Source organism: Gramella jeungdoensis (genome assembly GCF_023805255.1).
GTDB classification, from domain to species: Bacteria; Bacteroidota; Bacteroidia; order Flavobacteriales; family Flavobacteriaceae; genus Christiangramia; species Christiangramia jeungdoensis.
Map to the genome: position 1 here is coordinate 489032 of NZ_JAMSCK010000002.1, position 25404 is coordinate 514435.

The 25404-nt window shown below is 38.3% G+C and carries 22 protein-coding genes; 16 read left to right on the forward strand and 6 right to left on the reverse strand.

Features of this window, described 5'->3' with window-relative positions:
• Position 1 precedes the first annotated feature (1 nt).
• On the reverse strand, positions 2–919 hold the full coding sequence (gene gldA, locus NE848_RS06340; RefSeq protein WP_252111582.1) for a gliding motility-associated ABC transporter ATP-binding subunit GldA: 918 nt from the start codon (positions 917–919) through the stop codon (positions 2–4).
• Between the two features lie 337 nt (positions 920–1256).
• On the opposite strand from gldA, the gene NE848_RS06345 reads away from it, so the two are divergent.
• From NE848_RS06345 to NE848_RS06360, 4 genes are read left to right on the forward strand one after another with little or no spacing between them, the layout of a single operon-like run.
• Positions 1257–2084, forward strand: coding sequence for a prephenate dehydratase (locus NE848_RS06345; RefSeq protein ID WP_252111583.1), 828 nt, complete (start codon positions 1257–1259; stop codon positions 2082–2084).
• Entirely contained in the window at positions 2081–3226 is a 1146-nt protein-coding gene (locus NE848_RS06350; RefSeq protein ID WP_252111585.1) for a pyridoxal phosphate-dependent aminotransferase, read from the forward strand. Before NE848_RS06345 ends, NE848_RS06350 begins: the two co-directional genes overlap by 4 nt.
• Entirely contained in the window at positions 3223–4107 is an 885-nt protein-coding gene (locus NE848_RS06355; RefSeq protein ID WP_252111587.1) for a prephenate dehydrogenase, read from the forward strand. Before NE848_RS06350 ends, NE848_RS06355 begins: the two co-directional genes overlap by 4 nt.
• The gene (locus tag NE848_RS06360) at positions 4097–5185 is read left to right on the forward strand and encodes a bifunctional 3-deoxy-7-phosphoheptulonate synthase/chorismate mutase type II (protein WP_252111589.1); all 1089 of its coding nucleotides are present in this window, start codon (positions 4097–4099) and stop codon (positions 5183–5185) included. The genes NE848_RS06355 and NE848_RS06360 overlap by 11 nt, the downstream gene beginning before the upstream one ends.
• Before the next feature lie 51 nt (positions 5186–5236).
• Here NE848_RS06360 and NE848_RS06365 read toward each other — a convergent pair whose 3' ends face one another.
• Positions 5237–5884, reverse strand: coding sequence for a hypothetical protein (locus NE848_RS06365; RefSeq protein ID WP_252111591.1), 648 nt, complete (start codon positions 5882–5884; stop codon positions 5237–5239).
• A gap of 86 nt (positions 5885–5970) precedes the next feature.
• On the opposite strand from NE848_RS06365, the gene rsgA reads away from it, so the two are divergent.
• From rsgA to NE848_RS06415, 10 genes are all read left to right on the forward strand, one after another.
• Entirely contained in the window at positions 5971–6921 is a 951-nt protein-coding gene (rsgA, locus tag NE848_RS06370; RefSeq protein WP_252112119.1) for a ribosome small subunit-dependent GTPase A, read from the forward strand.
• Positions 6921–7373, forward strand: a complete 453-nt coding sequence (gene dtd / locus NE848_RS06375; protein WP_252111593.1) for a D-aminoacyl-tRNA deacylase — start codon at positions 6921–6923, stop codon at positions 7371–7373. The genes rsgA and dtd overlap by 1 nt, the downstream gene beginning before the upstream one ends.
• 53 nt (positions 7374–7426) lie before the next feature.
• Positions 7427–9346 (forward strand): DUF3857 domain-containing protein, encoded by a 1920-nt coding sequence (locus NE848_RS06380; RefSeq protein WP_252111595.1) that lies wholly within the window; start codon positions 7427–7429, stop codon positions 9344–9346.
• A 5-nt stretch (positions 9347–9351) separates the two neighbouring features.
• Positions 9352–11397 carry a DUF3857 domain-containing protein gene (locus tag NE848_RS06385; RefSeq protein ID WP_252111597.1) on the forward strand — a complete coding sequence of 682 codons (2046 nt, stop codon included), beginning with the start codon at positions 9352–9354 and terminating at the stop codon, positions 11395–11397.
• Positions 11363–11689: a nucleotide pyrophosphohydrolase gene (locus NE848_RS06390; protein WP_252111599.1), complete on the forward strand. Its 327-nt coding sequence runs from the start codon at positions 11363–11365 to the stop codon at positions 11687–11689. Before NE848_RS06385 ends, NE848_RS06390 begins: the two co-directional genes overlap by 35 nt.
• Positions 11689–11943, forward strand: a complete 255-nt coding sequence (locus NE848_RS06395; RefSeq protein WP_252111601.1) for a hypothetical protein — start codon at positions 11689–11691, stop codon at positions 11941–11943. Before NE848_RS06390 ends, NE848_RS06395 begins: the two co-directional genes overlap by 1 nt.
• Before the next feature lie 28 nt (positions 11944–11971).
• Positions 11972–13198 (forward strand): 3-phosphoshikimate 1-carboxyvinyltransferase, encoded by a 1227-nt coding sequence (gene aroA, locus NE848_RS06400; RefSeq protein WP_252111603.1) that lies wholly within the window; start codon positions 11972–11974, stop codon positions 13196–13198.
• 75 nt (positions 13199–13273) lie between these two features.
• Positions 13274–14329, forward strand: coding sequence for a tRNA preQ1(34) S-adenosylmethionine ribosyltransferase-isomerase QueA (queA, locus tag NE848_RS06405; protein WP_252111605.1), 1056 nt, complete (start codon positions 13274–13276; stop codon positions 14327–14329).
• A 117-nt stretch (positions 14330–14446) separates the two neighbouring features.
• Positions 14447–15490: a dual-specificity RNA methyltransferase RlmN gene (rlmN, locus tag NE848_RS06410; RefSeq protein WP_252111607.1), complete on the forward strand. Its 1044-nt coding sequence runs from the start codon at positions 14447–14449 to the stop codon at positions 15488–15490.
• Positions 15491–15547: 57 nt separating this feature from the next.
• Positions 15548–16525: a polyprenyl synthetase family protein gene (locus NE848_RS06415; RefSeq protein WP_252111609.1), complete on the forward strand. Its 978-nt coding sequence runs from the start codon at positions 15548–15550 to the stop codon at positions 16523–16525.
• 47 nt (positions 16526–16572) lie between these two features.
• On the opposite strand, the gene NE848_RS06420 is transcribed toward NE848_RS06415, so the two are convergent.
• The 4 genes from NE848_RS06420 to NE848_RS06435 all read right to left on the reverse strand — a co-directional run bounded on the left by NE848_RS06420 (position 16573) and on the right by NE848_RS06435 (position 19334).
• Complete coding sequence (locus NE848_RS06420; RefSeq protein WP_252111611.1) at positions 16573–16830, reverse strand: hypothetical protein; 258 nt, start codon at positions 16828–16830, stop codon at positions 16573–16575.
• 78 nt (positions 16831–16908) lie between these two features.
• Positions 16909–17121 (reverse strand): hypothetical protein, encoded by a 213-nt coding sequence (locus NE848_RS06425; RefSeq protein WP_341482777.1) that lies wholly within the window; start codon positions 17119–17121, stop codon positions 16909–16911.
• An 84-nt stretch (positions 17122–17205) separates the two neighbouring features.
• The gene (locus NE848_RS06430; RefSeq protein WP_252111615.1) at positions 17206–17457 is read right to left on the reverse strand and encodes a DUF4130 domain-containing protein; all 252 of its coding nucleotides are present in this window, start codon (positions 17455–17457) and stop codon (positions 17206–17208) included.
• Positions 17458–17636: 179 nt separating this feature from the next.
• Positions 17637–19334, reverse strand: coding sequence for a sulfatase family protein (locus tag NE848_RS06435; protein WP_252111618.1), 1698 nt, complete (start codon positions 19332–19334; stop codon positions 17637–17639).
• 93 nt (positions 19335–19427) lie between these two features.
• On the opposite strand from NE848_RS06435, the gene NE848_RS06440 reads away from it, so the two are divergent.
• Together NE848_RS06440 and NE848_RS06445 are read left to right on the forward strand one after the other, a co-directional pair.
• On the forward strand, positions 19428–22166 hold the full coding sequence (locus tag NE848_RS06440; protein ID WP_252111620.1) for a helix-turn-helix and ligand-binding sensor domain-containing protein: 2739 nt from the start codon (positions 19428–19430) through the stop codon (positions 22164–22166).
• Between the two features lie 228 nt (positions 22167–22394).
• Positions 22395–25403, forward strand: coding sequence for a SusC/RagA family TonB-linked outer membrane protein (locus tag NE848_RS06445; RefSeq protein WP_252111622.1), 3009 nt, complete (start codon positions 22395–22397; stop codon positions 25401–25403).
• Position 25404: the final 1 nt, after the last annotated feature.

Below are 25404 nucleotides of genomic sequence, written 5' to 3' on the forward strand. Positions count from 1 at the left end.
GTCAGGAAGAAGTTAATTCGGCAAAAAGGCTTTCCAGGTTCTTAGTTTTTTGATTAAGCTGAAGTGTTTTTAAGCCGTTATCATGAGCAAAATCAAAAACTTCAGGTCTCATATCCTTGTTTGTATTGAACAATAATTCATAAGTGAAACCTCCGGTATTTTTCGCCGAAACAAGATTAGGGATCTTCTTAAGTGCAACTTCTTCTATGCGATAGTCGAATTCAACAAAAATGATCTGTTCATTTTCGTCTCTGAGATCTTTCATTTTTTTATCGGCTACGATCCTGCCTTTATTGATAATGATCACGCGGTCACAAATCGCTTCCACTTCCTGCATGATATGAGTAGAAAGGAAAACGGTCTTCCCCGGTTTGCCATCTGGCCGGTCTTTCCCGATATTCTTTATGAGGGTCCTTATTTCTACCAGCTGATTGGGATCCAGACCTGTGGTTGGTTCATCCAGTATCAAAACCTCGGGATCATGCAACAAGGCGGCGGCCAGGCCAACGCGCTGACGGTAACCTTTGGATAATTGTTCAATTTTCTTATTGGCTTCGGGAGTCAGCCTGGTAAGTTCTATGACTTCTTCAACCCGTTTCTTCTCAATATTATAAACGGAAGCACAAAACCGGAGGTATTCCCGTACGAACATTTCAGTATATAAAGGATTGTGTTCTGGAAGGTATCCAATACGTTGCTGAATCTCAGAGACCTTATCCTTCAGATCAAGACCGTTAATTTTAGCTTCTCCTTCATCTGCAGATAGATACCCGGTGAGGATCTTCATCAGGGTCGATTTTCCGGCTCCATTCGGTCCCAAAAAACCGACAATTTCACCCCCGGAGATGTTGAAATTGACTTCATCAAGCGCTTTTTGGCTTCCAAAGTGCTTGGAAATGTTAGAAACGGTGATAGACATACGTCAAAATTAGGAATAATTATCAGGCTTACCGCTGAAAACTTTTCAATCTTCCAACGAAAATTTATATGTCCAAATTGTAATCCTCAGTAAAAAGCTATGGATTTTCCGAATATCAGAAAACTGCAAAATTTCAGAATAAAATATTTTGAAACTGAAATTTAAGCACTACTTTAGTCACTCATAATTATTGATAATGATAAAGTTAATTAGCTGGAACGCATTCTATTATTTTTATTTCTATTCTAGAGATAGGGTCGGGAATGCTATATGATTAACTGAAATAAAATTATATAAAAGTCTCGATCAAAAATCGAGACTTTTTTTTGATAGCTATATGAATAAAAAAATAGGGATTCAGGGCATTAAAGGCTCCTTTCATCATCTGGTAGCCATGGATTATTATCACAAAGATGTAGAAGTGATGGAGCATTTATCATTTCAGGAGCTTGCTCAAAAACTGGCCGCGAAAGAATCTGATGAAGCCGTGATGGCAATAGAGAATAGTATCGCCGGGTCTATTTTGCCTAATTATGCTCTTATAGATGAGTACAACTTAAGCGTGGTGGGTGAGCATTATACACCGGTGAATATGAATCTTATGGCGCTAAAAGGTCAGGAGATAGCCGATATTAAAAAGGTGTTTTCACATCCAATGGCCCTTTTGCAGTGTAAGCAGTTCTTTAAGCAGTATCCTCATATAAAACTGATAGAGGATGCAGATACAGCCGAGGCTGCTAAAAGAATCCATAATGAGGGGCTAAAGAAAGTAGCTGCAGTGGCAAGCCCCGCGGCGGCTGAAATGTATGATCTGGAGATCCTGGCAAGAGAGATACACACCATAAAGAGTAATGCGACCCGGTTTCTGGTACTGGGAACCGAACCAAAGAAACCGAATGGAGAGAAGCTGGATAAGGCCTCTATTAAATTCGATCTTAAAAGTGAAAGAGGGAGTCTGGTTTCAGTACTTAATATATTAAGGGATTGTTACCTGGATATGACTAAGATACAGTCTTTGCCAATTATTGATGAGCCCTGGAAATATTCATTTTTTGTGGATGTGACTTTTGAAAGACCGCAAGATTTTGAAAGAGCCATCGATGTTCTGAAACTAATGACCGAAGGATTAAGAATTTTTGGAATCTATAAAAACAATTTGTCATGATAACGGCAAAAAGACTTGATAATGTGCAGGAATACTACTTCTCAAAAAAACTGAGAGAAGTGGCCGAGTTACGTTCCAGGGGAAAAGATATAATCAACCTGGGAATCGGGAGCCCGGATCTTGCTCCGCCACCACAGGTGATCGAAGCATTGAATAATGCGCTTAGTTCTAATGGTGCTCACCAGTATCAGCCATATAAAGGGATTAAAGACCTAAGGGATGCGATTGCTGATTTTTATAAAGAATTTTACAACCGATCACTGAATCCTGAAACTCAAATACTACCGCTTATGGGTAGTAAGGAAGGGATCATGCATATTTCCATGGCTTTTTTAAATCCCGGAGATGAAGTGCTTTTACCAAACCCGGGTTATCCAACCTATAGTTCGGTGTCTAAACTACTTGAAGCCACTGAAAGAAATTATGAACTGAGTGAAGAAAATAACTGGCTACCCGATCTGGAAAAATTATCGAAAGAGGATTTGAGCAATGTGAAACTGATGTGGGTGAACTATCCGCATATGCCAACAGGCTCTGTGGCCCCAGAATCATTCTTTGATGAGATTACAGCCTTCGCCGAAAAACATGAAATACTGGTAGTAAATGACAATCCGTACAGTTTTATACAGAATGATGAGCCAAAAAGTATTTTGAATGAAGACAGTCTGAGCGATTATGTGATGGAACTTAATTCCCTTAGTAAAAGTTTCAATATGGCGGGGTGGCGAGTTGGTATGCTGGTAGGAAGTGAGAAGAATATCAATTCTGTGATTAAAGTGAAATCGAATATGGATAGTGGAATGTTCTATCCTGTACAGAAAGGAGCTGTTGAAGCCTTAAAGCTTTCGCAATCCTGGTTCGATGAGCAGAATAAGATCTATTCCAGGAGAAAGGAGATGATCCTTGATTTGATTGAAGAGCTTGGTTGCAAGGCTGCAGAAGATCAGGTAGGCCTGTTTGTATGGGCGAAAGTGCCTGAAGGAAAAACTTCGGAAAATATTGTGGATGAACTTCTTTATAACAAGGATGTATTCATTACTCCTGGCTTTATTTTCGGATCCCAGGGAGAAGGATATGTAAGGTTTTCCCTTTGTGCTTCAGAAGAGTTGATAGAAACGGCATTAAACAGAATAAGAAGATGAAAGTTTTTATAATAGGAACCGGGCTCATAGGAGGATCTTTCGCCCTTGACCTCAGGGAAGAGGTGGAGAAGGTGGAGATCTTCGGGATTGACCATAATGACCAGCATCTAGAGGAAGCTTTGAATGCTGGCCTCATAGATAATAAGGCAAATTTTGAGGACCTTGTAAATGCCGATCTTGTTTACCTGGCAATCCCGGTAGATGCTTCCCTTGAAATTCTTCCAAAAGTGCTGGACACCGTGAATGATAATTGTGTGGTGACCGATGCAGGATCTACAAAAGAGCAGCTTTGCAGGGAAGTGGCTTCACATCCAAAACGCCGAAACTATCTCGCAGGGCACCCCATCGCTGGTACCGAGTTTTCAGGGCCTTCAGCGGCAATTCACGGCCTTTTTAAATATAAGACCAACATAATTTGTGAAATAGAGAAGACGGCTTTTAAGCTTCAGGAAAAAGCTCTTGAAGTCTTTAATGCCATAGGAATGAGAATAAGATATATGGATCCGGTATCTCACGACCGCCATATTGCCTACGTGTCTCATTTATCTCATATAAGTTCTTTTATGCTAGGGAAGACTGTGCTAGAAAAAGAGAAGAACGAAAGAGATATTTTTGACCTGGCGGGCAGTGGTTTTGCTTCCACTGTAAGACTGGCTAAAAGTTCACCCGGGATGTGGACTCCTATCTTCAGGCAGAATAAGAAAAATGTGATGGAAACCCTCGATGAATATATTTCCAATCTGAAACATTTCAGACAATTAATGGAGACCGATAATTTTGAAGAGGTCTTCCAGGAGATGGAAAAGACGAATCATATAAAAGATGTATTAAACGGAATAACTCAGAATGAAAATTTAAAAATACTTGAAAATGGAAAATAGCAGAGAACTCAGAAAATGGCTGGATGATTTCAATTTATCTCATCCACTGGTAATTGCAGGCCCTTGTAGTGCCGAAACAGAGGAACAGGTCTTAACGATTGCACATCAGTTAAAAGACAGTGATGCAACTGTGCTTAGAGCCGGTATCTGGAAACCAAGAACAAGACCCGGAAACTTTGAAGGAGTAGGGGCTCTTGGATTAAAATGGCTTCAGAAGGCCAAGGAGGAAACGGGAATGCTGACTACTACAGAGGTGGCGAACCCTAACCATGTGGAACTGGCTTTAAAACATGATGTGGATATTCTCTGGATCGGAGCCAGAACCACCGTTTCACCTTTTATTGTTCAGGAAATTGCCGATGCTCTTAAAGGAACCGATAAGGTGGTGCTTGTGAAAAACCCGGTGAACCCGGATCTTTCTTTATGGCTTGGAGCGGTTGAAAGATTATATACAGCCGATATTAAAAATCTAGGAGTGATACACCGTGGTTTTTCGGCCTATGAAAAGACCAAATACAGAAATAATCCTGAATGGCAGATTCCTATCGAGCTTCAGAATAAGTTTCCTGATCTCCCACTAATTCTCGATCCTTCTCATATAGCAGGAAGAAGGGATATCATTTTCGATCTTTGCCAAACAGGTCTTGATCTTAATTATGACGGAATTATGGTTGAAACACACCATACTCCAGATAAAGCCTGGAGTGACGCCGCACAACAAATAACTCCTGAAACACTTATTCAAATCATGAATGATCTACAGGTTAGGAAAGAGGTTTCCGCCAGCGAGGAATTTCAAAATAAGTTGAACACGCTAAGGTCTAAGATCGATATAGCCGATAGCCAGATACTGGATGTACTTGCTAAAAGAATGAAAATTTCAGAAGAGATCGGTCAGGTTAAGAAAGACCAGAATGTAGCTATTCTGCAAACGAAAAGATGGAATGAGATTCTTGGGAAAATGGTGCTCGAAGGAGAGGAGAAGGGACTTAGTGAAGAGTTTGTATTAAGATTGTTCAAGGCTATCCACCAGGAATCTATTAACCACCAGCAAAAGATACTGGACGGTATCGGTTAGGAATAAAAAAGCTGTCCAGTACGGACAGCTTTTTTGAAGTTGAAAAAGAATTTAGTCTGTGTATCCAAGTCTTCTGGAAGCTTTTCGCATCAATTTATTGATGAGTTGGTCTGTATTGCTGCCAAGGCTTCCTGCGACTCTTTTGTTGTAATTCCATAGCAGCTCCCCGTCAGATCCATCATTAACGCTCATATTGAGGGTGGCCGCATTAGTACTTCCCCAAAAACCTACTAAAAGCCCTAATGCAATGGAAGCGCCGTCAGACATTGGTTTGTCGGTTTCGAAAGTGCCGGAGATAACGGCATCCACTCCCAGAATGGATGCAAGTGCTTCAGGCGTCACGGTTGCAGGGTCTGTTAAATCATTTTGATTCAATAAGGCATTCGTTCTCTTAGGGTCCTGGATATCAACGAAAAGGTCTCCTCTTTTCTTTCTTTTTAGAAACCAGGAGTACATAGCTGACTGAACTGATAGGCCTTCGTTCTTTTCAAGTTCTTTCAGTTGTTCCTGGCTGATCTCTTTCATTTGTTTAGGCCGAAGGCTTACATTTGCCTTAAATGGCAAAATAGCAATTACCTTATGATCTGCTGTCTTGCTTTCAAAATCGGGATGTTGGTAAAGATTGGTTTGGGCATTCAGGCTGCTCAAATTCATGGTGAATAAGATGGCCATGAACAATTTAAAAGTAAATTTGTACATAGTGATTGAAATAATGAATTAAAGCAGTAAATATATTCTTAAAAATATTAAGAAAATAATTTAAATTTTTGTTTTTATTTAACATAATGCAGGGAACGGTTTATAAATCTACAGGAAGCTGGTATCAGGTCAAGGCAGAGGATGGCGATTTTTACGAATGCCGCATCAAGGGAAAATTCCGTATTCAGGGGATTAAGAGTACCAATCCCGTTGCTGTTGGAGATAAAGTGATTTTTGATCCCGAAGATGGAGCTGAAGTGAAGACGGGCGTCATAAAAAAAATACTTGAACGGGATAATTATATTATCCGGAAATCGGTCAATCTTTCCAAGCAAACCCATATCATCGCGTCTAATATTGACCAGGTGTTTCTGCTTATCACATTAAATAATCCACCTACCTTGACCACCTTTATTGACAGGTTTTTGGTTACGGCAGAAGCTTATGATATTACTGCCATTCTTCTTTTCAATAAAGTGGATACTTATTCAATTGATGAGCTGGCCGAGGTGAAATATCTTGCTGAAATGTACAGGAATGCCGGGTATGAATGTATTGGGATTTCGGCAAAAAAAGGTAAGAATGTAGATAAGGTAAAGGAGAAAATGACCGGAAAGACAAGTATGATCTCCGGGCATAGTGGCACGGGTAAATCCACGCTTATTAATGCCATTGAACCTTCATTAGACCTAAAAACCGCCGAGATTTCGAGACAGCATAGCCAGGGGCAGCATACCACTACTTTTGCTGAAATGTTCGATCTGAGTTTTGATGCACGAATCATTGATACCCCGGGTATAAAAGGCTTTGGAGTTGTTGATATGGACAGGGAAGAGATAGGTGATTATTTCCCTGAGTTCTTTGAGCGGAAACAGGAGTGTAAATTTCATAATTGTCTGCATCTGGAAGAACCAAAATGTGCTGTAAAAGAAGCACTGGAAAATGAAGAAATAGCCTGGTCCAGGTATAAAAGTTATCTTCAGATCATGGAAGGAGAGGACGATAATTACAGAATCGATCAATATCAAACCAAATAATGAGAGCAGTATTACAAAGAGTTTCAAAGGCATCGGTAACTATAGATCATAAAGTATGTGCGGTAATACATGAGGGTCTTTTAATATTGCTGGGGATAGAAGAGGAAGATAATGAGGATGATATTGACTGGCTATGCCGAAAGATCATTAATATGAGGATCTTCAATGATGAGAATGGGGTTATGAATGAATCTCTCAAAGCGATTGATGGAGATGCTATCGTTGTGAGTCAGTTTACTCTTCATGCCAGCACAAAAAAAGGCAATCGTCCCAGTTATATTAAAGCAGCCAAGCCTGAGGTTGCAGAGCCTTTATATCTTAAATTTATCGCCAGCTTTAAAAAGGCGCTCGGGAAGGATGTGGGAGCAGGAAGATTTGGAGCAGATATGAAAGTTTCTTTGCTAAATGACGGACCTGTTACGATTATTATAGATTCTAAGGAAAAAAGTTAAAATATAGTTAATTTTTTATATATTGCGCTAGACATTTTTCCCAATTCTATTCAATGCGCAGTAAAATATTCTTCTTTTTACTGACTGTATTCTGCCCTACCATTTACAGCCAGGAAAATTATCCGGTAGATAAAATTGATTCCTCCCTTCTTGCTAATGCTGATGCCGTTATCAGGCATAATAGCCGTATAGTGGAGATAGAAGATGTTGATAAGGTCGTTGAACGCACTCACAGAGTGATCACCATACTTAATGAATCCGGAAATTCGTATGTGAGAGCGTTAGAGCATTACAATGAGAGTATAAAGATAAAAGAGCAGGAAGCGATCATTTATGACAAAAACGGCAGAGAGATAGAGAAGTACAAAGAAAAAGATTTTAAGGATCAGAGTAATTTTGATTCTTACATACTTTTTGCGGAAAATAGAATAAGTTTTCTTGATTATACTCCCAGAGAATATCCATATACTGTAGAGTACCGCAGCGAAATTGAAAGTTCTAATTCTGTTTTCATATCAGACTGGTTCCCTGTTGAAGGTTATGATATAAGTGTGGAAAATTCATCTTTTCAGTTAATTAATCCTGAAAAAATAGCCTTGAGGTACGAGGAAAGGAATTTTGATGATGCCAAAGTAGAGAGGCAAAATTCGGAATACGATCTTGATTATAGTCTGTCCGGATTTCAGGCCTATGAATACGAGATACTTAGTCCATCATTTAGATCTTTTGCTCCCCAAGTTTTAATGGCTATAAATGACTTTAATCTGGAAGGTGTAAGTGGTCATGCAACTGATTGGAAACAATTTGGCAAATGGATGCATGATAATCTGGTGGCTGGACATGATGAAATTTCATCTCAAACAATTAGTAAAATTAGCAGTCTTACAAAAGAGGCGAAGACTCTTGAAGAAAAAGCAAGAATCATCTACAAATATGTTCAGGATAATACCCGGTACGTTGCCGTGATGTATGGTATTGGAGGCTGGGAACCTGCCATGGCCAGCGAAGTGGATGAACTCGGATATGGAGATTGTAAGGGTCTTACCAATTATACTAAAGCTTTGATGAAGTCTCAAGGCATAGAATCGTATTACTCGGTAGTATATGGTGGAGAAAAGCGAAATATTGATCCCGATTTTACAAAAATGCAGGGGGATCATGTGATTCTAAATATCCCGAAAGAAGATGGTACAGATTTATGGTTAGAATGCACCAGTCAGAGAGACCCATTTAACTACCTGGGAGATTTTACCGATGATAGATATGTTTTGCGGCTCAAACCTGAGGGTGGGGAAATTATTAAAACCCCAGAGTATTCTGAGGTAGATAACATACAGAAGATCAATTGTGATATTCAGTTAAATGGGATTGGGGGCTTTCAGGCAAACTTTAGCCGGATAAGCAAAGGGGTTCATTACAATGAAATCAATCAACTACAAAGGAAACTGGAAAAGGAACAGAAAAGATATTACAAAAATGAATGGGGTAGGTTGCAAAATCTTCAGTTTAATGATATTAAATTTAAGGACGACAGGGAAAAGATAGAGATTGAAGAAAAGCTGACATTTTCAGGAGATCGCCTGGCAACTAAAGCAGGCAACAGGTTTTTGATCCCGCTCAGTTTTATCCAGCAAGGAACTATTCCGATTTCCAAGAATGACAAACGGCGTAGACCTTTTGAAATTAAAAGAGGTAAAACTTTCGAAGACAGCTTCACTTTTATACTTCCAGAGGGATTCAGTATTGAAACCTTACCGGAAAACAAGCTTTTTGTAAGTGAATTTGGCTCAATTATTTTCAAAGTTGAGGCTTCCGGAAGCGAGGAAAAGAATGAAATAAAAGTCACAAGACAATTGATTTTTAAAAAGGGAGAGTGGTCTCCCGAATCTTATCTGGATTTCCAGAATTTTATCCGGCAGGTCAATCATACTAGCAATATGAAAGCCGTAATCTTAAATACCAGTAAAACCTAAAACCCATGATCAAATTTTACATTTATTTATTCCTGATTTTTGCGGGCACTTCAGTCCACTCACAAAATTATAAGTTCGGAAAAGTATCCAGGGAAGAATTAAAATCAAAAGAACATTCGACTGATAAGGATGCAGATGCGGCTATTCTATTTAAAAAGCAGGCTATCTATTATGATTTTAACCAGAATACTGGATTTGAAATGGTTACCGATGTACATGAAAGGATAAAAATATATAATAAAGAAGGATTTGACTGGGCTACTAAAGAGATTAGCATATTTACTGGCCAATCTGATGAACATGTACAAAAAATCAAGGCGGTCACCTATAATTTGGTGAATGGAAAAATTGAAGAGGTTAAACTGGATAAGGATGATATTCATGAGGAACAGAAGAATAAGTTCAGGAAAATTACGAGGTTCACTATGCCGGCAATAACCGAAGGAAGTGTTATTGAGATCGAATACAGGATCGTTTCTCCCTATATAACACAAATTGATCCTACGCCCTTGCAGTATACTATTCCTATTGATAAGCTGGAACTGGATGTAACGATCCCTGAATTCTTTGTCTTTAGTGTTTATAATAACATGAAGGCCCCTTTCTATGTAAATATTGAACGTTCTAAGAAAGGCTTCCAGCGTACTATTAGCAAAACGGTAAGGACAGGTTGGGAAGTGGTTAAGCATGAGCGTAGAACTGGTACCTTAGACTTTATTCAGAATGTCTATTCAGTAAATAAAGAGAATATCCCGGCATTAAAAACCGAACCTCATGTAGATCATTTGCAGAACTATGCAGCTTACCTTAACTGGGAATTGCAGTACACCAAATTTCCTAACAATCCTATAGAGAATTATTCACAAACCTGGGAAGGTGTCGCCAAATCTATTTATAATGATGTTGGTCTTAAAACAGCGTTAGATAGGACTGGTTTTTTTGAAGAAGACGTAGATGCTCTTATTACTGGTATTTCAGACCCAATTCAGAAAACAGTAAAAATATTCCAGCTTGTAAAAGATAAAGTGAAATGGAACGGTTATGCGGGATTTGTGCCTGATGAAGGTACCCGGAATACCTATAAAGATGGGATGGGGAATGCTGCCGATATTAATCTTCTGCTCGCCGCTATGCTCCGATATGCCAAAGTAAATGCCAATCCGGTGCTTTTAAGTACTCCAGATAATGGAATTCCATTATTTCCAACAAGGAATGGATTCAATTACTTAATTACTGCCGTGGAACTTCCAGAAGGAATAATTCTTTTAGATGCTACTGATCCAACAGCCGGGATGAACCAATTACCCAAAAGAGCACGAAACTGGCAGGGTAGAATAATAAGGAATGAAGGAAGTTCTGATTGGGTAAATGTATTTCCATTCAATATTTCTGAAACCAGTAGCAGGATGAACGTTCAGATATCCCCTGAAGGGATCAATGGTCTGGCGTATGAAGATTTTAATGGCCTGTACGCAAAGAAATACAGAGAAGAGAACTCTTCTAAAACAAAAGAAGATATTCAGGAAAGTCTTTCAGGTAGGCATTCAAATGTAGATATCACAGATTTTAATTTAAAGAATTTTGAGAGCGTTGGATCCGATATTAATCAGAATTATAAATTTAAAATATCGAACGGGGTGGAGGTGATCGGAGATAAGATATACCTTAAACCTTTGTTTTTTGAGACTCTCAACGAGAATCCATTTAAAGCCGATGAGAGGATATATCCAGTGTTCTTTGATTTTCCATTTAGAAAAAAGCATCTGATAAATATTATGGTTCCAGAGGGATATAAAGTTGTTTCTGTTCCCGAAAGTATAATTGTAAAACTGGGTGAAGATGGGGGTGAATTCAAATATAGTATTTTGTTGAATGGAGGATTTTTAAGAATAGATTCTCAGGTTGAAATGAGCCGGGCTATTTTCAATAATGAGGAATATGAAATTTTGAAAAACTTTTATAATAAGATAGTAGAAAAACAAAATGAAACTATAGTTTTGGAGAAAACTTCTAACGATGGATCTAGCGAACGCACAGAAAGCGGTAGATAAATGGATAAATGAACACGGAGTTCGTTATTTTAATGAGCTTACCAATATGGCGCAGCTTACCGAAGAAGTAGGTGAAGTCGCCAGAATAATTGCCCGTAGATATGGTGAGCAAAGTGAAAAAGAGAGCGATAAAGATAAAGACCTGGGAGAGGAGCTGGCAGATGTTGTTTTTGTGGTTCTATGTCTTGCGAACCAGACTGGTGTGGACCTCCAGGAAGCTTTCAACAGGAAGCTGGACCTAAAGACCAAAAGAGATAAAGACAGGCATAAGAATAACGAAAAACTCAAATAATGGGCTTTAAATCTATTATTTCTCAGAAGAGATTCTGGAAATCAGTTCTTTGGCTCGGTCTTACTTTCCTGGTGTTGTACAATGTGATTTCCATGCTTTTTGAATATGGGGGCTTCGCATTTGCGGAATTTTTTGAAGAAAGAACTTCAGATGGCAAATTATTCAGGTTTATATTTGCTCAAATCCTTGCCGCATTTCTTTACGGATTCATTTTAGCCTTCGGACAGTTTCGGAGTAAGGAAAAGAAAAAGTAAATTAGCATTTCATTTTTTATCTTTTCAAATGACCCTATCAGTTTCACATACCGAACGAGACTTAAAAGGTGATTTAAAAATCACCGGTTCCAAAAGCGAATCCAACCGATTGTTGATCCTTCAGGCTCTTTATCCTGATATTCGTATCGAAAACCTTTCTAATAGTGATGATACGATAGTTCTAAAAAAAGCCCTTGAGAAGGGTGACGGAATTATTGATATACACCATGCCGGGACGGCTATGCGTTTTCTTACAGCTTATTTTGCTTCAAAAGAAGGTTGCGAAGTAGAGGTTACCGGTAGCAAAAGGATGAAAGAACGCCCTATTCGCTTACTTGTAGATGCACTGCAGCGAATGGGTGCAGATATAAAATATAAAGATGAAGCGGGTTATCCACCACTTAAGATCAGGGGCAAAAAGCTTCATGTAGATTCAATTAAACTTCAGGCGAATGTAAGCAGCCAGTATGTTTCAGCTCTTATGCTGATTGGAGCCTCTTTGCCCAACGGGCTTGAGATTATACTTGACGGAAGAATCACGTCTACACCTTATATATTAATGACCCTTGAGATTCTCCAACATGCCGGGATCAAAGGTAAATTTGATGAAGACAGGGTTTACATAGAACCGGCCGAGAAACTGGAGCCGGCTACCATTGCCGTGGAATCAGACTGGAGTTCTGCTTCTTATTTTTACAGTATTGCCGCCATCTCTGATTCTGCAGAAATAAAACTTTCCAATTACAGGGAAACGAGTCGGCAGGGAGATTCCTGTCTGGCAGAGATATACAAGCATTTTGGAGTGAGAACGGAATACGCTGGTGATAGCATAACCTTGAAAAAGAATGGGACACCACGCGCAATAAGGATTAATGAAGATCTTATAAATTCTCCCGACATAGCACAAACTATAGCTGTTACCTGCCTGGCTCTTGGAGTAGAATGTGAGTTATATGGACTGCATACTTTAAAGATCAAAGAAACCGATCGATTACAGGCCCTTAAAAATGAAATGGAAAAGTTTGGCGCAAAGGTTAATATAACTAATGATTGTTTACAGCTTTTCCCGGTAAAGAACTTAAATGAAGGCGTTCATGTAGAGACCTATAATGATCATCGAATGGCCATGGCGTTTGCTCCCCTGGCATTGAAGGTGCCATTGTTTGTGGAAGATGCAGATGTGGTCTCGAAATCTTATCCAGATTTTTGGAAAGACCTGAAAAAATTAGGCTTTAAGACTACGAAAACTACATAAATCCCAAATAAGTAGTCATTTACTTGACAACCCCTGTTTTGAGATTGTATATTTGCAGCTTTTAAAACTGGAACTATGGGAATGAAACTATCACACTTCAATTTTGATCTGCCTAAAGAACTTTTGGCTGAATATCCATCTGAAAACAGGGATGAAGCCAGGCTTATGGTTCTTAACCGGAAGGAGCAGACGATTGAACATAAAAAATTTAAAGATCTAATCGACTATTTTGAACCTGAAGACGTGATGGTTCTTAATAATACTAAAGTATTTCCTGCCAGGTTATATGGTAATAAAGAAAAAACCGGTGCAAGAATTGAGGTTTTTCTTTTAAGAGAATTAAATCCTGAAACCAAATTATGGGACGTGCTTGTAGATCCCGCCAGAAAGATAAGAATTGGCAACAAACTTTATTTTGGCGAGGATGAGAGCCTCGTAGCTGAAGTTATTGATAATACTACTTCAAGAGGTAGAACACTTAGATTTCTTTATGATGGATCTTACAGTGATTTCAGGAAAAAATTAAAGGAACTTGGACAAACCCCGCTTCCTAAATATATAAAAAGGGATGTAGAGCCTGAAGATGAAGAGCGTTATCAAACTATCTATGCTAAAAATGAAGGAGCTGTAGCTGCTCCAACGGCCGGACTTCACTTTTCTAAGCACCTTTTGAAGAGACTGGAGATCAAAGGTGTTGATTTTGCTGAAGTAACTCTTCATGTTGGGCTTGGAACCTTTAGTCCTGTTGAGGTTGAAGACCTTTCAAAGCATAAAATGGATAGTGAGGAAGCATTCATCACTAAAGACGCAACCGATGTGATCAATAAGGCAAAGCTGGAGAAACGTAGGGTTTGTGCAGTGGGAACTACCGTGATGAGAGTTTTGGAAAGTGCTGTTTCTTCTAATCAGACGCTTAATGAATTCAGCGGTTGGACGAATAAATTCATTTTTCCACCGTACGATTTCAATATCGCAAATTGTATGATCACTAACTTCCATACACCAAAGTCTACTTTACTAATGATGGTCTCGGCATTTGCAGGCCACGATTTTATGAAGAAGGCTTATGAGGAAGCTGTAAAGGAGAAATACAGATTCTATACTTATGGAGACGCCATGTTGATCTTATAATCAATGTTTTGATATACTAAAGGCCATAAGCTGATTATTCCGGTTTATGGCCTTTTTTGTAAGCATCTGAAAATAATAAGACTGAAGGTTTCCATATTAACTTCGTAATTTAGCAGCGTGAAGGAAAAGAAAAAAGATATACGGGCATTAACCAAAGAGCAACTGCAGGAATTTTTTGTATCGAAGGGGGATAAATCCTTTAGGGGTACCCAGGTTTATGAATGGTTGTGGAACAAAGCTGCACATTCTTTTGATGATATGACCAATATCTCTAAAGATACACGGCAGATGCTTAAGGATAATTTCGTTATAAACCATATTCGGGTAGACAGGATGCAGCGTAGCAGCGATGGAACCATCAAGAATGCTGTTAAACTTCATGATGCCCTAACTGTTGAGTCTGTTTTGATTCCTACCAGGTCAAGAACTACGGCATGCGTCTCTTCTCAGGTAGGCTGTAGCCTGGATTGTCAGTTCTGTGCTACCGCAAAACTCAAAAGAATGCGTAACCTGAATCCGGATGAGATCTATGATCAGGTAGTTGCAATAGATAATGAAAGCCGGTTGTATTTTGATCGCCCACTTTCCAATATTGTTTTTATGGGAATGGGTGAGCCTTTGATGAACTATAACAATGTGATGAAGGCAATTGAAAAGATCACTTCTCCGGAAGGATTAGGTATGTCACCCAAACGTATTACCGTATCCACATCGGGTGTGCCTAAAATGATCAAAAAACTGGCTGATGATGAGGCTAAAATAAAACTGGCCGTTTCTTTACATTCAGCAAGAAATGAGGTGCGTTCTCAAATTATGCCTTTTAATGAAACTTTTCCGCTGGAAGATCTTCGGGGGGCTCTGGAATACTGGTATTCAAAGACCAAAAGCAGGATCACCTATGAATACATTGTCTGGAAAGATATCAATGATACTATTGAAGATGCCCGGGCTTTGTTGCAGTTTTGTAAATATGTTCCCTGTAAGGTTAATCTCATAGAATATAATCCCATAGATGATGGTGATTTTCAGCAGGCTGCTTCAGAGGCTACAAATATGTATCAGAATATCCTGGAACAAAATGGAATCACGGTTACAGTAAGACGTTCCAGAGGAAAGGATATTGACGCGGCTTGTGGTCAGCTTGCAAATAAATCAGCTTAATTCATTATTTTTTTAGGGGCTTATCCTTCGGTATAAATATGTATATTTACGGCCTTTATGAAGGTTATCTCCCAAATAAAGCTTCCGGTAGAGAAAGAGATGGAACTTTTCGAGAAGAAGTTCTTCGAATCCATGTCTTCTAAAGTGGCACTCCTTAACCGAATCACTCATTACATTGTGAACAGAAAGGGAAAGCAAATGAGACCCATGTTTGTCTTTCTTGTGGCCAAAATGGTTTCCGATGGCAGTGTAAATGAAAGGACATACCGTGGCGCATCGGTCATTGAGCTTATACATACTGCAACCCTGGTTCATGATGATGTGGTTGATGATTCTAACCGAAGACGTGGTTTTTTCAGCATAAATGCTTTATGGAAGAATAAAATCGCGGTTCTGGTTGGTGACTACTTATTATCTAAAGGTTTGTTATTGTCTATAGATAATAATGATTTTGATTTGCTGAAGATAATCTCTGTTGCGGTAAAGGAGATGAGTGAGGGAGAATTGCTTCAGATAGAGAAAGCCAGAAGGCTGGATATTACCGAAACAGTGTATTACGACATTATCCGACAGAAAACCGCAACTCTTATTGCTGCCTGTTGTAGCCTTGGTGCGGCTTCGGTAAAACCTGAAAGCAACGAGATTGCGAAGATGCGGAGATTTGGGGAACTTATTGGAATGGCATTTCAGATAAAGGATGATCTATTTGATTACGGAACTGAGAAGATAGGGAAGCCAACAGGAATCGATATCAAGGAACAGAAAATGACGCTCCCTCTTATATTTACACTCAATAAGGTTTCCAAAAAGGAAAAGGACTGGCTGATAAATTCCGTTAAAAATCACAATAAGGATAGAGCAAGGGTAAAAGAAGTAATAGAGTTTGTTAGGAATAATGGGGGGCTTGAGTATGCAGAAAAAAGGATGAAGGAGTTTCAACGGGAAGCTTTGCTTATCCTTGAGGATTACCCTTATTCATCCTACAGGGAAAGTCTTGAGTTAATGGTGAATTATGTAATAGAAAGAGAGAAATAAAAAAAGCGAAGTTTTAACTTCGCTTTTTTTACAGGACTATATAATGCTTACGCAGCATCATCTGTTGCTTCTTCGCCATTCACGTCATCCGTTTCGTGAATCTCTTCATCTATTTCTTCTTTTACTTCCTTTTCTACTTTTTCGGCACCCTTTTTAATTTTTTCACCTGCTTCTTCAGCGCCGGCTTCAATATCCTCACCTATGGCTTTAGCAGCTTCTTCAGTTTTTTCCTGAGTGGTTTCGCGGCAGGAATAGATAGAAAGGCTAAAAATCATAGCCAGAATTAAGATTACTGATTTTTTCATTTTATTCGGTTTTAGGGTTAATTAAAAAAAGCCATTCAGAAGGTGAATGGCTTTAATTTTTATTATGCACGAAGATGATTAATTATCATCAGTTTCGTGTACTTCTTCTTCTACTTCTTGTTCCATTTCATTTTCTGCATTCTCAGCGGCATTTTCTACCTCTTCACCGGCCTCTTCAATTTCCTGACCAGCTTCTTCGGCACCGCTTTCGATATCTTCACCCATAGCCTCTACGGCATCCTCGGTTTTTTCTTCTGTAGTTTCTCTACAAGAGTAGATTGATAATGACATTGTTGCTACGGCAAATAGTAAGAATAATTTTTTCATTGTTAAAATGTTTAATTAGTTGAAGAGACAAAGTTAAACAATTTTTGATTATGCAAAAGGACTCTTTTCACTTAAATATTTCCAGTAACGTTTGGGTCCATGTTTAAGGTGAAGCCCCATGTTTGCCCGGTTTTTAATATTTATGTTATTGAAATACTCGTACCAATGCTTTCGAAAATAGGTTTCCGGTTTTTCAAAATAAACCTCATTTGCGCCTGAAATTCCCATATCATTCGGTAACTCCAAAGACACATATTCTGTTTTCATCTTGTTGTAATAGATGCCGAATTTCTTTTTCAAATTATAGGTAAGCTATTTCTGATCCTGTCAGGAACAGTAAACTTTATGTTTACGGCATCGGCAAGGGTGCTTAACTTCCCTTTGATTCTATCGAAATCCATAAAAAAAATGGAGTTTTTCCTAATTTTGGAAAAACTCCATTTTATTGCTTTTTATACAAAAGTTAATTTTAATCCGTACTATTCTTCTAAAGCAGTTTTCTTCTCTTCAGGATAGGTGTCTGGATCTTCACCGGCCAGTCTTGCAAAATTCCTGTATGCTCTTTCGACTTTCTCTTCAGGTGTAGTTTGAAATTCCTCTTCAGTAACTTCATATTTTTCCTGAAGTGATTTTAGTTTTTCATGCAATTTTTTCTGTACCTCTGCATATTCCGGATCTCCGTATAGGTTTTTTTCTTCCTGAGGATCCTTTTGCAGGTCATACAGTTCCCATGTATCAATATCATCATAAAAATGAATTAATTTATAACGGTCTGTCCTTACACCATACTGGCGCTTTACCATATGGAAAGCTGGGAAGTCATAGTAATGATAATAAACAGCATCCCTGAATTCATCATCATCTGCTTTTCCTGTCAATAAGGGTTTTAAAGATTTTCCCTGCATTTCTGAAGGTATTTCAACTCCGGCAAAATCTAAAAAGGTAGGGGCGAAGTCCAGATTTTGAGTAAGGGCATCTATAGTAGTACCCGGTTCAATCACTGGAGGATACTGCATCAATAATGGCATTGCAAGTGATTCTTCGTACATAAAGCGTTTATCAAAAAATCCTTTCTCTCCTAGATAGAAGCCCTGGTCGGTAGTATAAACAATTATAGTATTTTCTGCCAAGCCTTCATTTTCAAGGTAATCAAGAATCTTACCTACACCTTCGTCTACAGCCGTAATAGTGCCCATGTAATCATTTAGATAACGCTGACCTTTCCATTCGGCTAGCTCTTTTCCCGATAGGTTTGCATTATGGAATGCGTCATTCTTAGGACGGTAAGCCTTATTCCAGGCGTCTCGTTGCTCTTTAGTCATTCTTTGAAAGTCGCTTTTCCATGGATTATGGCGTAATGAATCACTTCCTTTAGCTACAGTCATTTTTAAATCATGACCTTCGTACATATCCTCATATATGGTTTGCAGTTGCTCCTGCGCAGCTACCTGGTTTTCATGTTTAGAAAAGTAAGTATCAGGTAATGGGAACTCTATAGAATCGTATGTGTTTATATGTCTTATAGGCGGCATCCAGTTACGGTGAGGAGCTTTATGGTGTACCATAATAAAGAAAGGCTTGTCTTGTTCGCGTTTGTTCTTTAGCCAGTCTATTCCCATATCAGTTATAATATCGGTAGTGTAACCATTTACTATGGTGGTATCATTCTTATGAATGAATTCAGGATTGTAATAGTTTCCCTGGTCATTTAAAATATTCCAGTAGTCAAATCCCTGAGGTTGTCCATGCAGATGCCATTTCCCAACAATAGCTGTCTGGTATCCCACTTCTTTCAAATATTTAGGAAGGGTGGGTTGGGAGCCGTCAAAAACTTCACCGTTCATCCGGAACCCGTTAATATGGCTGAATTTCCCTGTCAATATCACCGCCCGGCTGGGTCCACATATAGAATTAGTACAGAAGTTGTTCAAAAACTTAGCACCATTCTGCGCGATACGATCAATATTAGGTGTTGGTGCTAACTGACTAACCGGGTGACCATATGCGCTTATGGCCTGTTCTGCATGATCGTCTGCCATTATAAAAACAATATTAGGTCTTTCCTGTTTTGAAGATTCTTTTTCATTCTTCTTATCCCCTTTACAGCTAAGAATTAAAAAAGGGATGATTAGTAAATATTTTAAATAGGATCTTAAGAAAACTGATTGGCTACACATAAATTAAATTTTTTAGGAAGTGAAAATACGAAACTTTTCGTATAAAATTGTTACTTTTCACCTGCACAATAATTGCACAATCTGGTATACAATATGAAAGTTTATTCTTTTAAAAGTCTGATTTTATTGGTGTTGATGGTGAATTTTTCCCATTCGCAAGAATTGGTACCACCTATACAAAACTATACGCCGGCAGAATATTCCGCTGCAAGTCAAAATTGGGATATTTCAGTTGACGAAAGAGGAGTTGTTTATACTGCCAACAACCAGGGGTTGATGGTTTTTGATGGCTTAAGCTGGGAGCTTTTCCCATTAGAGAGCCAGTCTATTATCAGGTCGGTTTATCCTTATAACGGGAGAATATATACTGGGTCTTTTCAGGAATTCGGATACTGGGAAACCACAGAGGAGGGTTGTATGATATATAATTCGCTTACCCCGCTTATGAAGGGCCTGGACATGAATAATGATGAATTCTGGGAAATAACTTCATATCAGGATGCGATTTACTTCAGGTCTTTTGGGGGAGTATATAAATATAAAGACAATAAAATAACAAAAGTCAGGGATATGGTGTCCACAGCCCTGGCGAAATTTAATGGCAGACTCTTATTTGCGCAGCGTAGAAATGGACTGGTTTATCTTGATGATTCGGGAGCTTTACAAGCTTTAAGCGGGAACCTTGATTTAATTAAAGATGAGAGTATTATAGATATGGAGGCTTCCGGAGATACCTTATATTTAGGAGCAAGGGAAGCCCTTTATTTTTATTCAGATAATCGTTTAAAAAAGTTCTGGAACACAGCCTTAAATGCTCTAATCGCAAAGTGGGAACTCAACAATATTATAAGCGTTTCTGAAAACGAAATTGTATTTGGAACTATCAAGAATGGAATAATTCATTATAACATTAGAGAAGACCAGTTTCAGGTCTATGACCGTACCTCGGGTCTTCAAAATAATACTGTTTTAGGAGTTGCATATGCCAAAGATAGGCTGTGGCTTGCCCTGGACAAAGGGGTTGATCAGATAGACCTGAACGCTCCTATTAAATTTTACACTGATAACACCGGTGAATTAGGTGCGGTATATGATCTCCAGATTTATAAGGGTAATTATTATCTGGCTAGTAATACAGGTGTTTACATGTTTTCTGGTGGTAAACTTGAATTAATTGAAAATGCCGCTGACCATGCCTGGAGTCTGGAGGTGATTGATGATGTGCTTTACGCTAATCATAATACTGGTATCTATAAAATAGTAAACAACAAATTCATTCCGGTAGAATCTCGTACCGGAAGCTTTTCGATAAAAAAAGTTGATGGCCGTGATGATTTGTTGGTGAGTCATTACACAGGATTAAGTCTTTATAATCCTGGAAGTGGTGATATAAGAGAACTTCAAGCTGTCAATTTTCCTGTCAAGGAAGTAGTATTTGATGGTAAAGACAGAATTTGGGCGGCTCATCCTTACGAAGGTATTTATAAGCTTAATCCTAATGATTGGGAAGATATTCAGGTAGAAAAGATTCCTCCTTTAGGGAGTAATGAGAATTATAGTCCTAAGATATACAGAATCAACGATCAGGTTATAATATATGTTGATGGGGAATGGTATAAATATAACCCATTCAAGGATGATTTTGAGGATTTTGAAGAGCTTACGGCGTATGATGACTGTAGTCTTATTTTCAAAGGAGGTTCCGATTATGTGTTTATTGATTCGGAAGATGGTTCCTTGATTATTACAGATCTACGGGATAAAAAACTTTCTATTTCGGAAAAGAAGTTTAATAACAGACTGGTAAAGGGAAACGAGAATTTTATTAGGCTAAATGACTCTATTTCCTTTGTGACCTTAAATGATGGATTTGCCCGGGTTAATCTTGAGAAGCTTCAGAAAGAAATAGAAGATCAATGGATTAGCACTCCTTTTCTAAAGGAATTTTCTGATGAGGTTCAAAGATACTCACTGGATGAATCTCCTGTTATCCCTTTCCAGAATGCTAAAAATATTATTCTGAAAGCGGGGTTGCCGGTTTCGGAAGCTACTCAATTAAGATATGTTCTGGATGGGGAAGAAAAACTAACAGGTTCCTTAAATGGTGGACAGGTAAACTTTAGAAATTTGAGACATGGAGATTATGATTTACGTTTAAGTGCCATAGGTGGGCCTCTTAATCAGGTTTCAACTGAAAATTTTCATTTTACGATTGCACCGCCCTGGTATTTTTCAACCTGGATGAAGGCGATCTATGCCTTTCTGTTTATTTCGATTTTCTTTTTGATTTACTGGCTTAATCAACAAAAGCTTAAAAAGCATCAGCTTCAATTAGAAGAGAAGTTTGAAAAAGAACATACTGAAAGGTTAAATAGACTTGAAAAGCAGCAATTGATGAATGAGATTGATCTTAAAAGAAAGGAATTGGCTAATACAACGATGATGGCTGCCAAGAAAAATGAAGTCCTTATGGAGATTCAAGGGGAATTAAATAAGGATAAGAGTAAGTTCTCTAATCAGTTTCGAATAAAACACATCATGAATAAGATAAATAGTGCGGTCAAAAATAAGGATGAATGGAAGGTTTTTGAAACTAACTTTAATGAGGTTCATGAAGATTTCTTTAAGGACTTATTAGATCAATACCCTAAACTTACAAGCAAAGATTTAAAGCTCTGTTCATATCTAAAAATGAATCTTAGCTCAAAAGAAATTGCCCCACTTATGGGAATATCGGTTAGGGGTGTGGAGGTTCACAGGTATCGATTAAGGAAGAAGATGAAGCTGGAAAGTGATGTGAACTTGACAAAATTCCTAATAAGAAATTTCTAAATTAATAAGATTTTCGCTAAATAATTCCTAAAAATTACTACTACATTACTACATCATTAATAAAAAATTATCATAAAATTATACTTCAAAATAATTTTAAATATTTGATAATCAACAAATTAAATTGTACTTTCACTTGAAGTAGTAGTTGTGTACTACAACGTTTGCGTGAAAATGAGGATTGGACGTATCTTTCTAAGACAAATTAAGCAAAAACACCCAACGAGTATGAAAGTAAAATTATTCTTGGCTTGTGCAATTTTTATGGCTTTTGTGAGTCATAGTTATGCACAGCAAACTAAAACTATTAATGGTGTTGTAACCGATGCCAATGATGTACCCTTACCAGGAGCCGAAGTGAAGGTTATTGGTAAGGATATTTTTGATGTGACCGATTTCGACGGAAATTTTTCTTTGGAGAACGTTGAAGTTGGAGATGTGTTCAGAGTAACCTTTCTGGGTTTCGCTCCACAGGAAATTGAGGTAACTACAAGTTCAGATTATTCAGTAAGCCTTCAGGAGGATGCAGGGCAGCTGGATGAGGTGGTAGTTGTAGGTTATGGTACGCAGAAGAAAAGGGATTTAACCGGTTCCATATCTACCGTGGATGCTGAACAAATTGAGAAAACTCCAACCTCTAATGCTATGCAGTCTTTGCAGGGTAGGGTATCTGGAGTGCAGATTGTTAGCTCAGGATCTCCTGGTGGTTCTCCAACTGTAAGGATTAGAGGTTTAGGAACCTACCAGAACGCGACAAACGTTCTGTATGTGGTTGATGGTACCTTATATGACAATATAGATTTCCTTAATACTAAGGATATAAAGTCTATCAATATATTAAAGGATGCTTCTTCATCAGCAATTTATGGTGTAAGAGCCGCAAATGGTGTTGTGATCATTGAGACAAAATCTGGTAAACTTAATCAGAAGCCACAATTCGAATATGATGGCTATACTGGTATTCAACGTGCTCAGAATATGGTTAAAATGGCAAATACCGAACAATTTGTGACGATGGCACAGGAATCGGGCTCTCAGCCTGATGTACAGTTCGTAATGAACGCGATGCAGCGATTCGGAAGAAGCCGTATAAATCCTAATGTTCCCGCGGTAAATACAGACTGGTATGATGAGATTTTACGTGATGGTATAATTCAGAGTCATAGTATTGGTGTTACTGGAGGAGGTGACAGGGTCGCATACTCAGTGGGTACCAACTATTTTGCGGAAGAAGGTATTCTTGATATGAAGAATGAATATGAGCGATTCAATATAAGATCTAAAGTTGATGTAGACATCTCAGATAGATTTAAAGCTGGAGTTAATTCTCTTTTCAGTAATGCTACAAGATATCTTCCAGAAAATGGAGCATGGTTCCGAGCTTATCATGCCGTGCCATTGATGCCGGTAATAGACTCTCTTAATACAGAGGCTACGCCAATCCGATATTCCAATGCACAGCTGTTAGGATATAGGGGGACCCAAAACCCATTTCAGGATTTATCTTACAATGAAAACAGACAAAAGATCAGGAAACTATTAACTAGTTTATATCTTCAGTTTGATATTATTCCAGAGAAGTTGGATTTCAAAACAACTTACAGTCACAACTTTACTGCATTGGAAGCGCGAAATGTGAATCTTCCTTATACTTTGGGTAATAACTTTGAACGTAGGTCCAGTATTACCAGAACAGATAATAATATTTCCAATCAGTACTGGGATAATATTTTAACCTATAATGATGAATTTGGAGATCACGATGTAACTTTAATGGCCGGTGCCTCATATAGAGATGAAGCTACCAATTCTTTTTCAGCGACCGGGCAGGATATTGCCGGAATTCGTTTGGAATCCAGTAGATTCTTGAATTTTGCCGATCCTGAGTCGTTTAGTAATAATGTAAGAGAGATTGGAAGAAGATTCTACGGTATTTCTTATTTTGGAAGATTAGCTTATAATTTTAAAGATAAATATTTATTATATGGTACATACAGGGCTGATGGTTCTTCAAAATTTACTCAGAACCCCTGGGGTTATTTTCCATCTTTAGGTGTAGGATGGGTGATCTCGGATGAAGAGTTCATGCAGAATAACGGCGTTTTTGATTTCCTTAAGTTAAGGGCAAGCTGGGGTAAGCTGGGTAATGATAACGTTGCTGCCAGTTCTGGAGCCAATACCATTAATGTTGTAACCGCTGCCTTAGGTGATGTGCCGCGTACGGGAATAACTTCTACAAGTGTTTTCTCAAATAATACATGGGAAGTTATTGAAGAGAAGAACTTTGGTATCAATATTGAGACATTTAACAATAGACTTTCACTAGATGCCGATTATTATATAAGGGATACTGAAGACGCAATTTTACCTGTGTTTATTCCTATAATTAATACAAGCATAGATAGGAATTCCGGGGTTATCAGGAATCAAGGGCTCGAAATAAGCGCTACCTGGAAAGATAATATTTCTGAGGATTTCAGTTATACCATTGGTGGTAACTTCACTACGGTAGATAATGAAGCAATAGAAATTGAAGACGATAGAGGATATATTGATGCCGGAACTGCGGAATTCAGACAAAGAACCATAGAAGGAGAGCCACTTTTCGCTTTTTATGGTTATGAAAGGATAGGAGTATATCAGAATCAGGCACAAATTGATGCCGATCCTATTGCCGTAGAGAATAATCTTGTGCCTGGAGACCTTATTTATAAGGATCAAAATGGAGATGGAGTGATAGATGATGCCGACAGGGTAATTATAGGTTCTTTCCTACCAGATTTCACATATGGTGGTAATATTGGAATTACCTTCAAATCATGGGATTTTTCTATGAATTTCTATGGTCAGGCTGGAAATAAAATCCTGAATAGGAAAAGAGGAGAAATTATATTCACTCAGGACACCAATTTTGATGCTGATCTTGCTATTAACAGATGGCATGGAGAAGGAACAAGTAATACCTACCCTTCTTCAGCAGGATTAAGAAAAGCCTGGAACCAGAGATTAAGTAATTTCTGGGTGGAAGATGGAGACTTTTTCAGGATTCAGAATGTTCAGTTGGCCTATACTATTCAATCTGAAAAGTTGCCTACGACCAGACTTTATTTTACGGCAGAAAAACCATTTACATTCTTCGATTACAACGGATTTAATCCTGAAGTTCCAAATGGTGTAGATAGACAAACCTATCCTGTGCCGGCTACCTATACAGTAGGCGTTAACATTAAAATTTAAA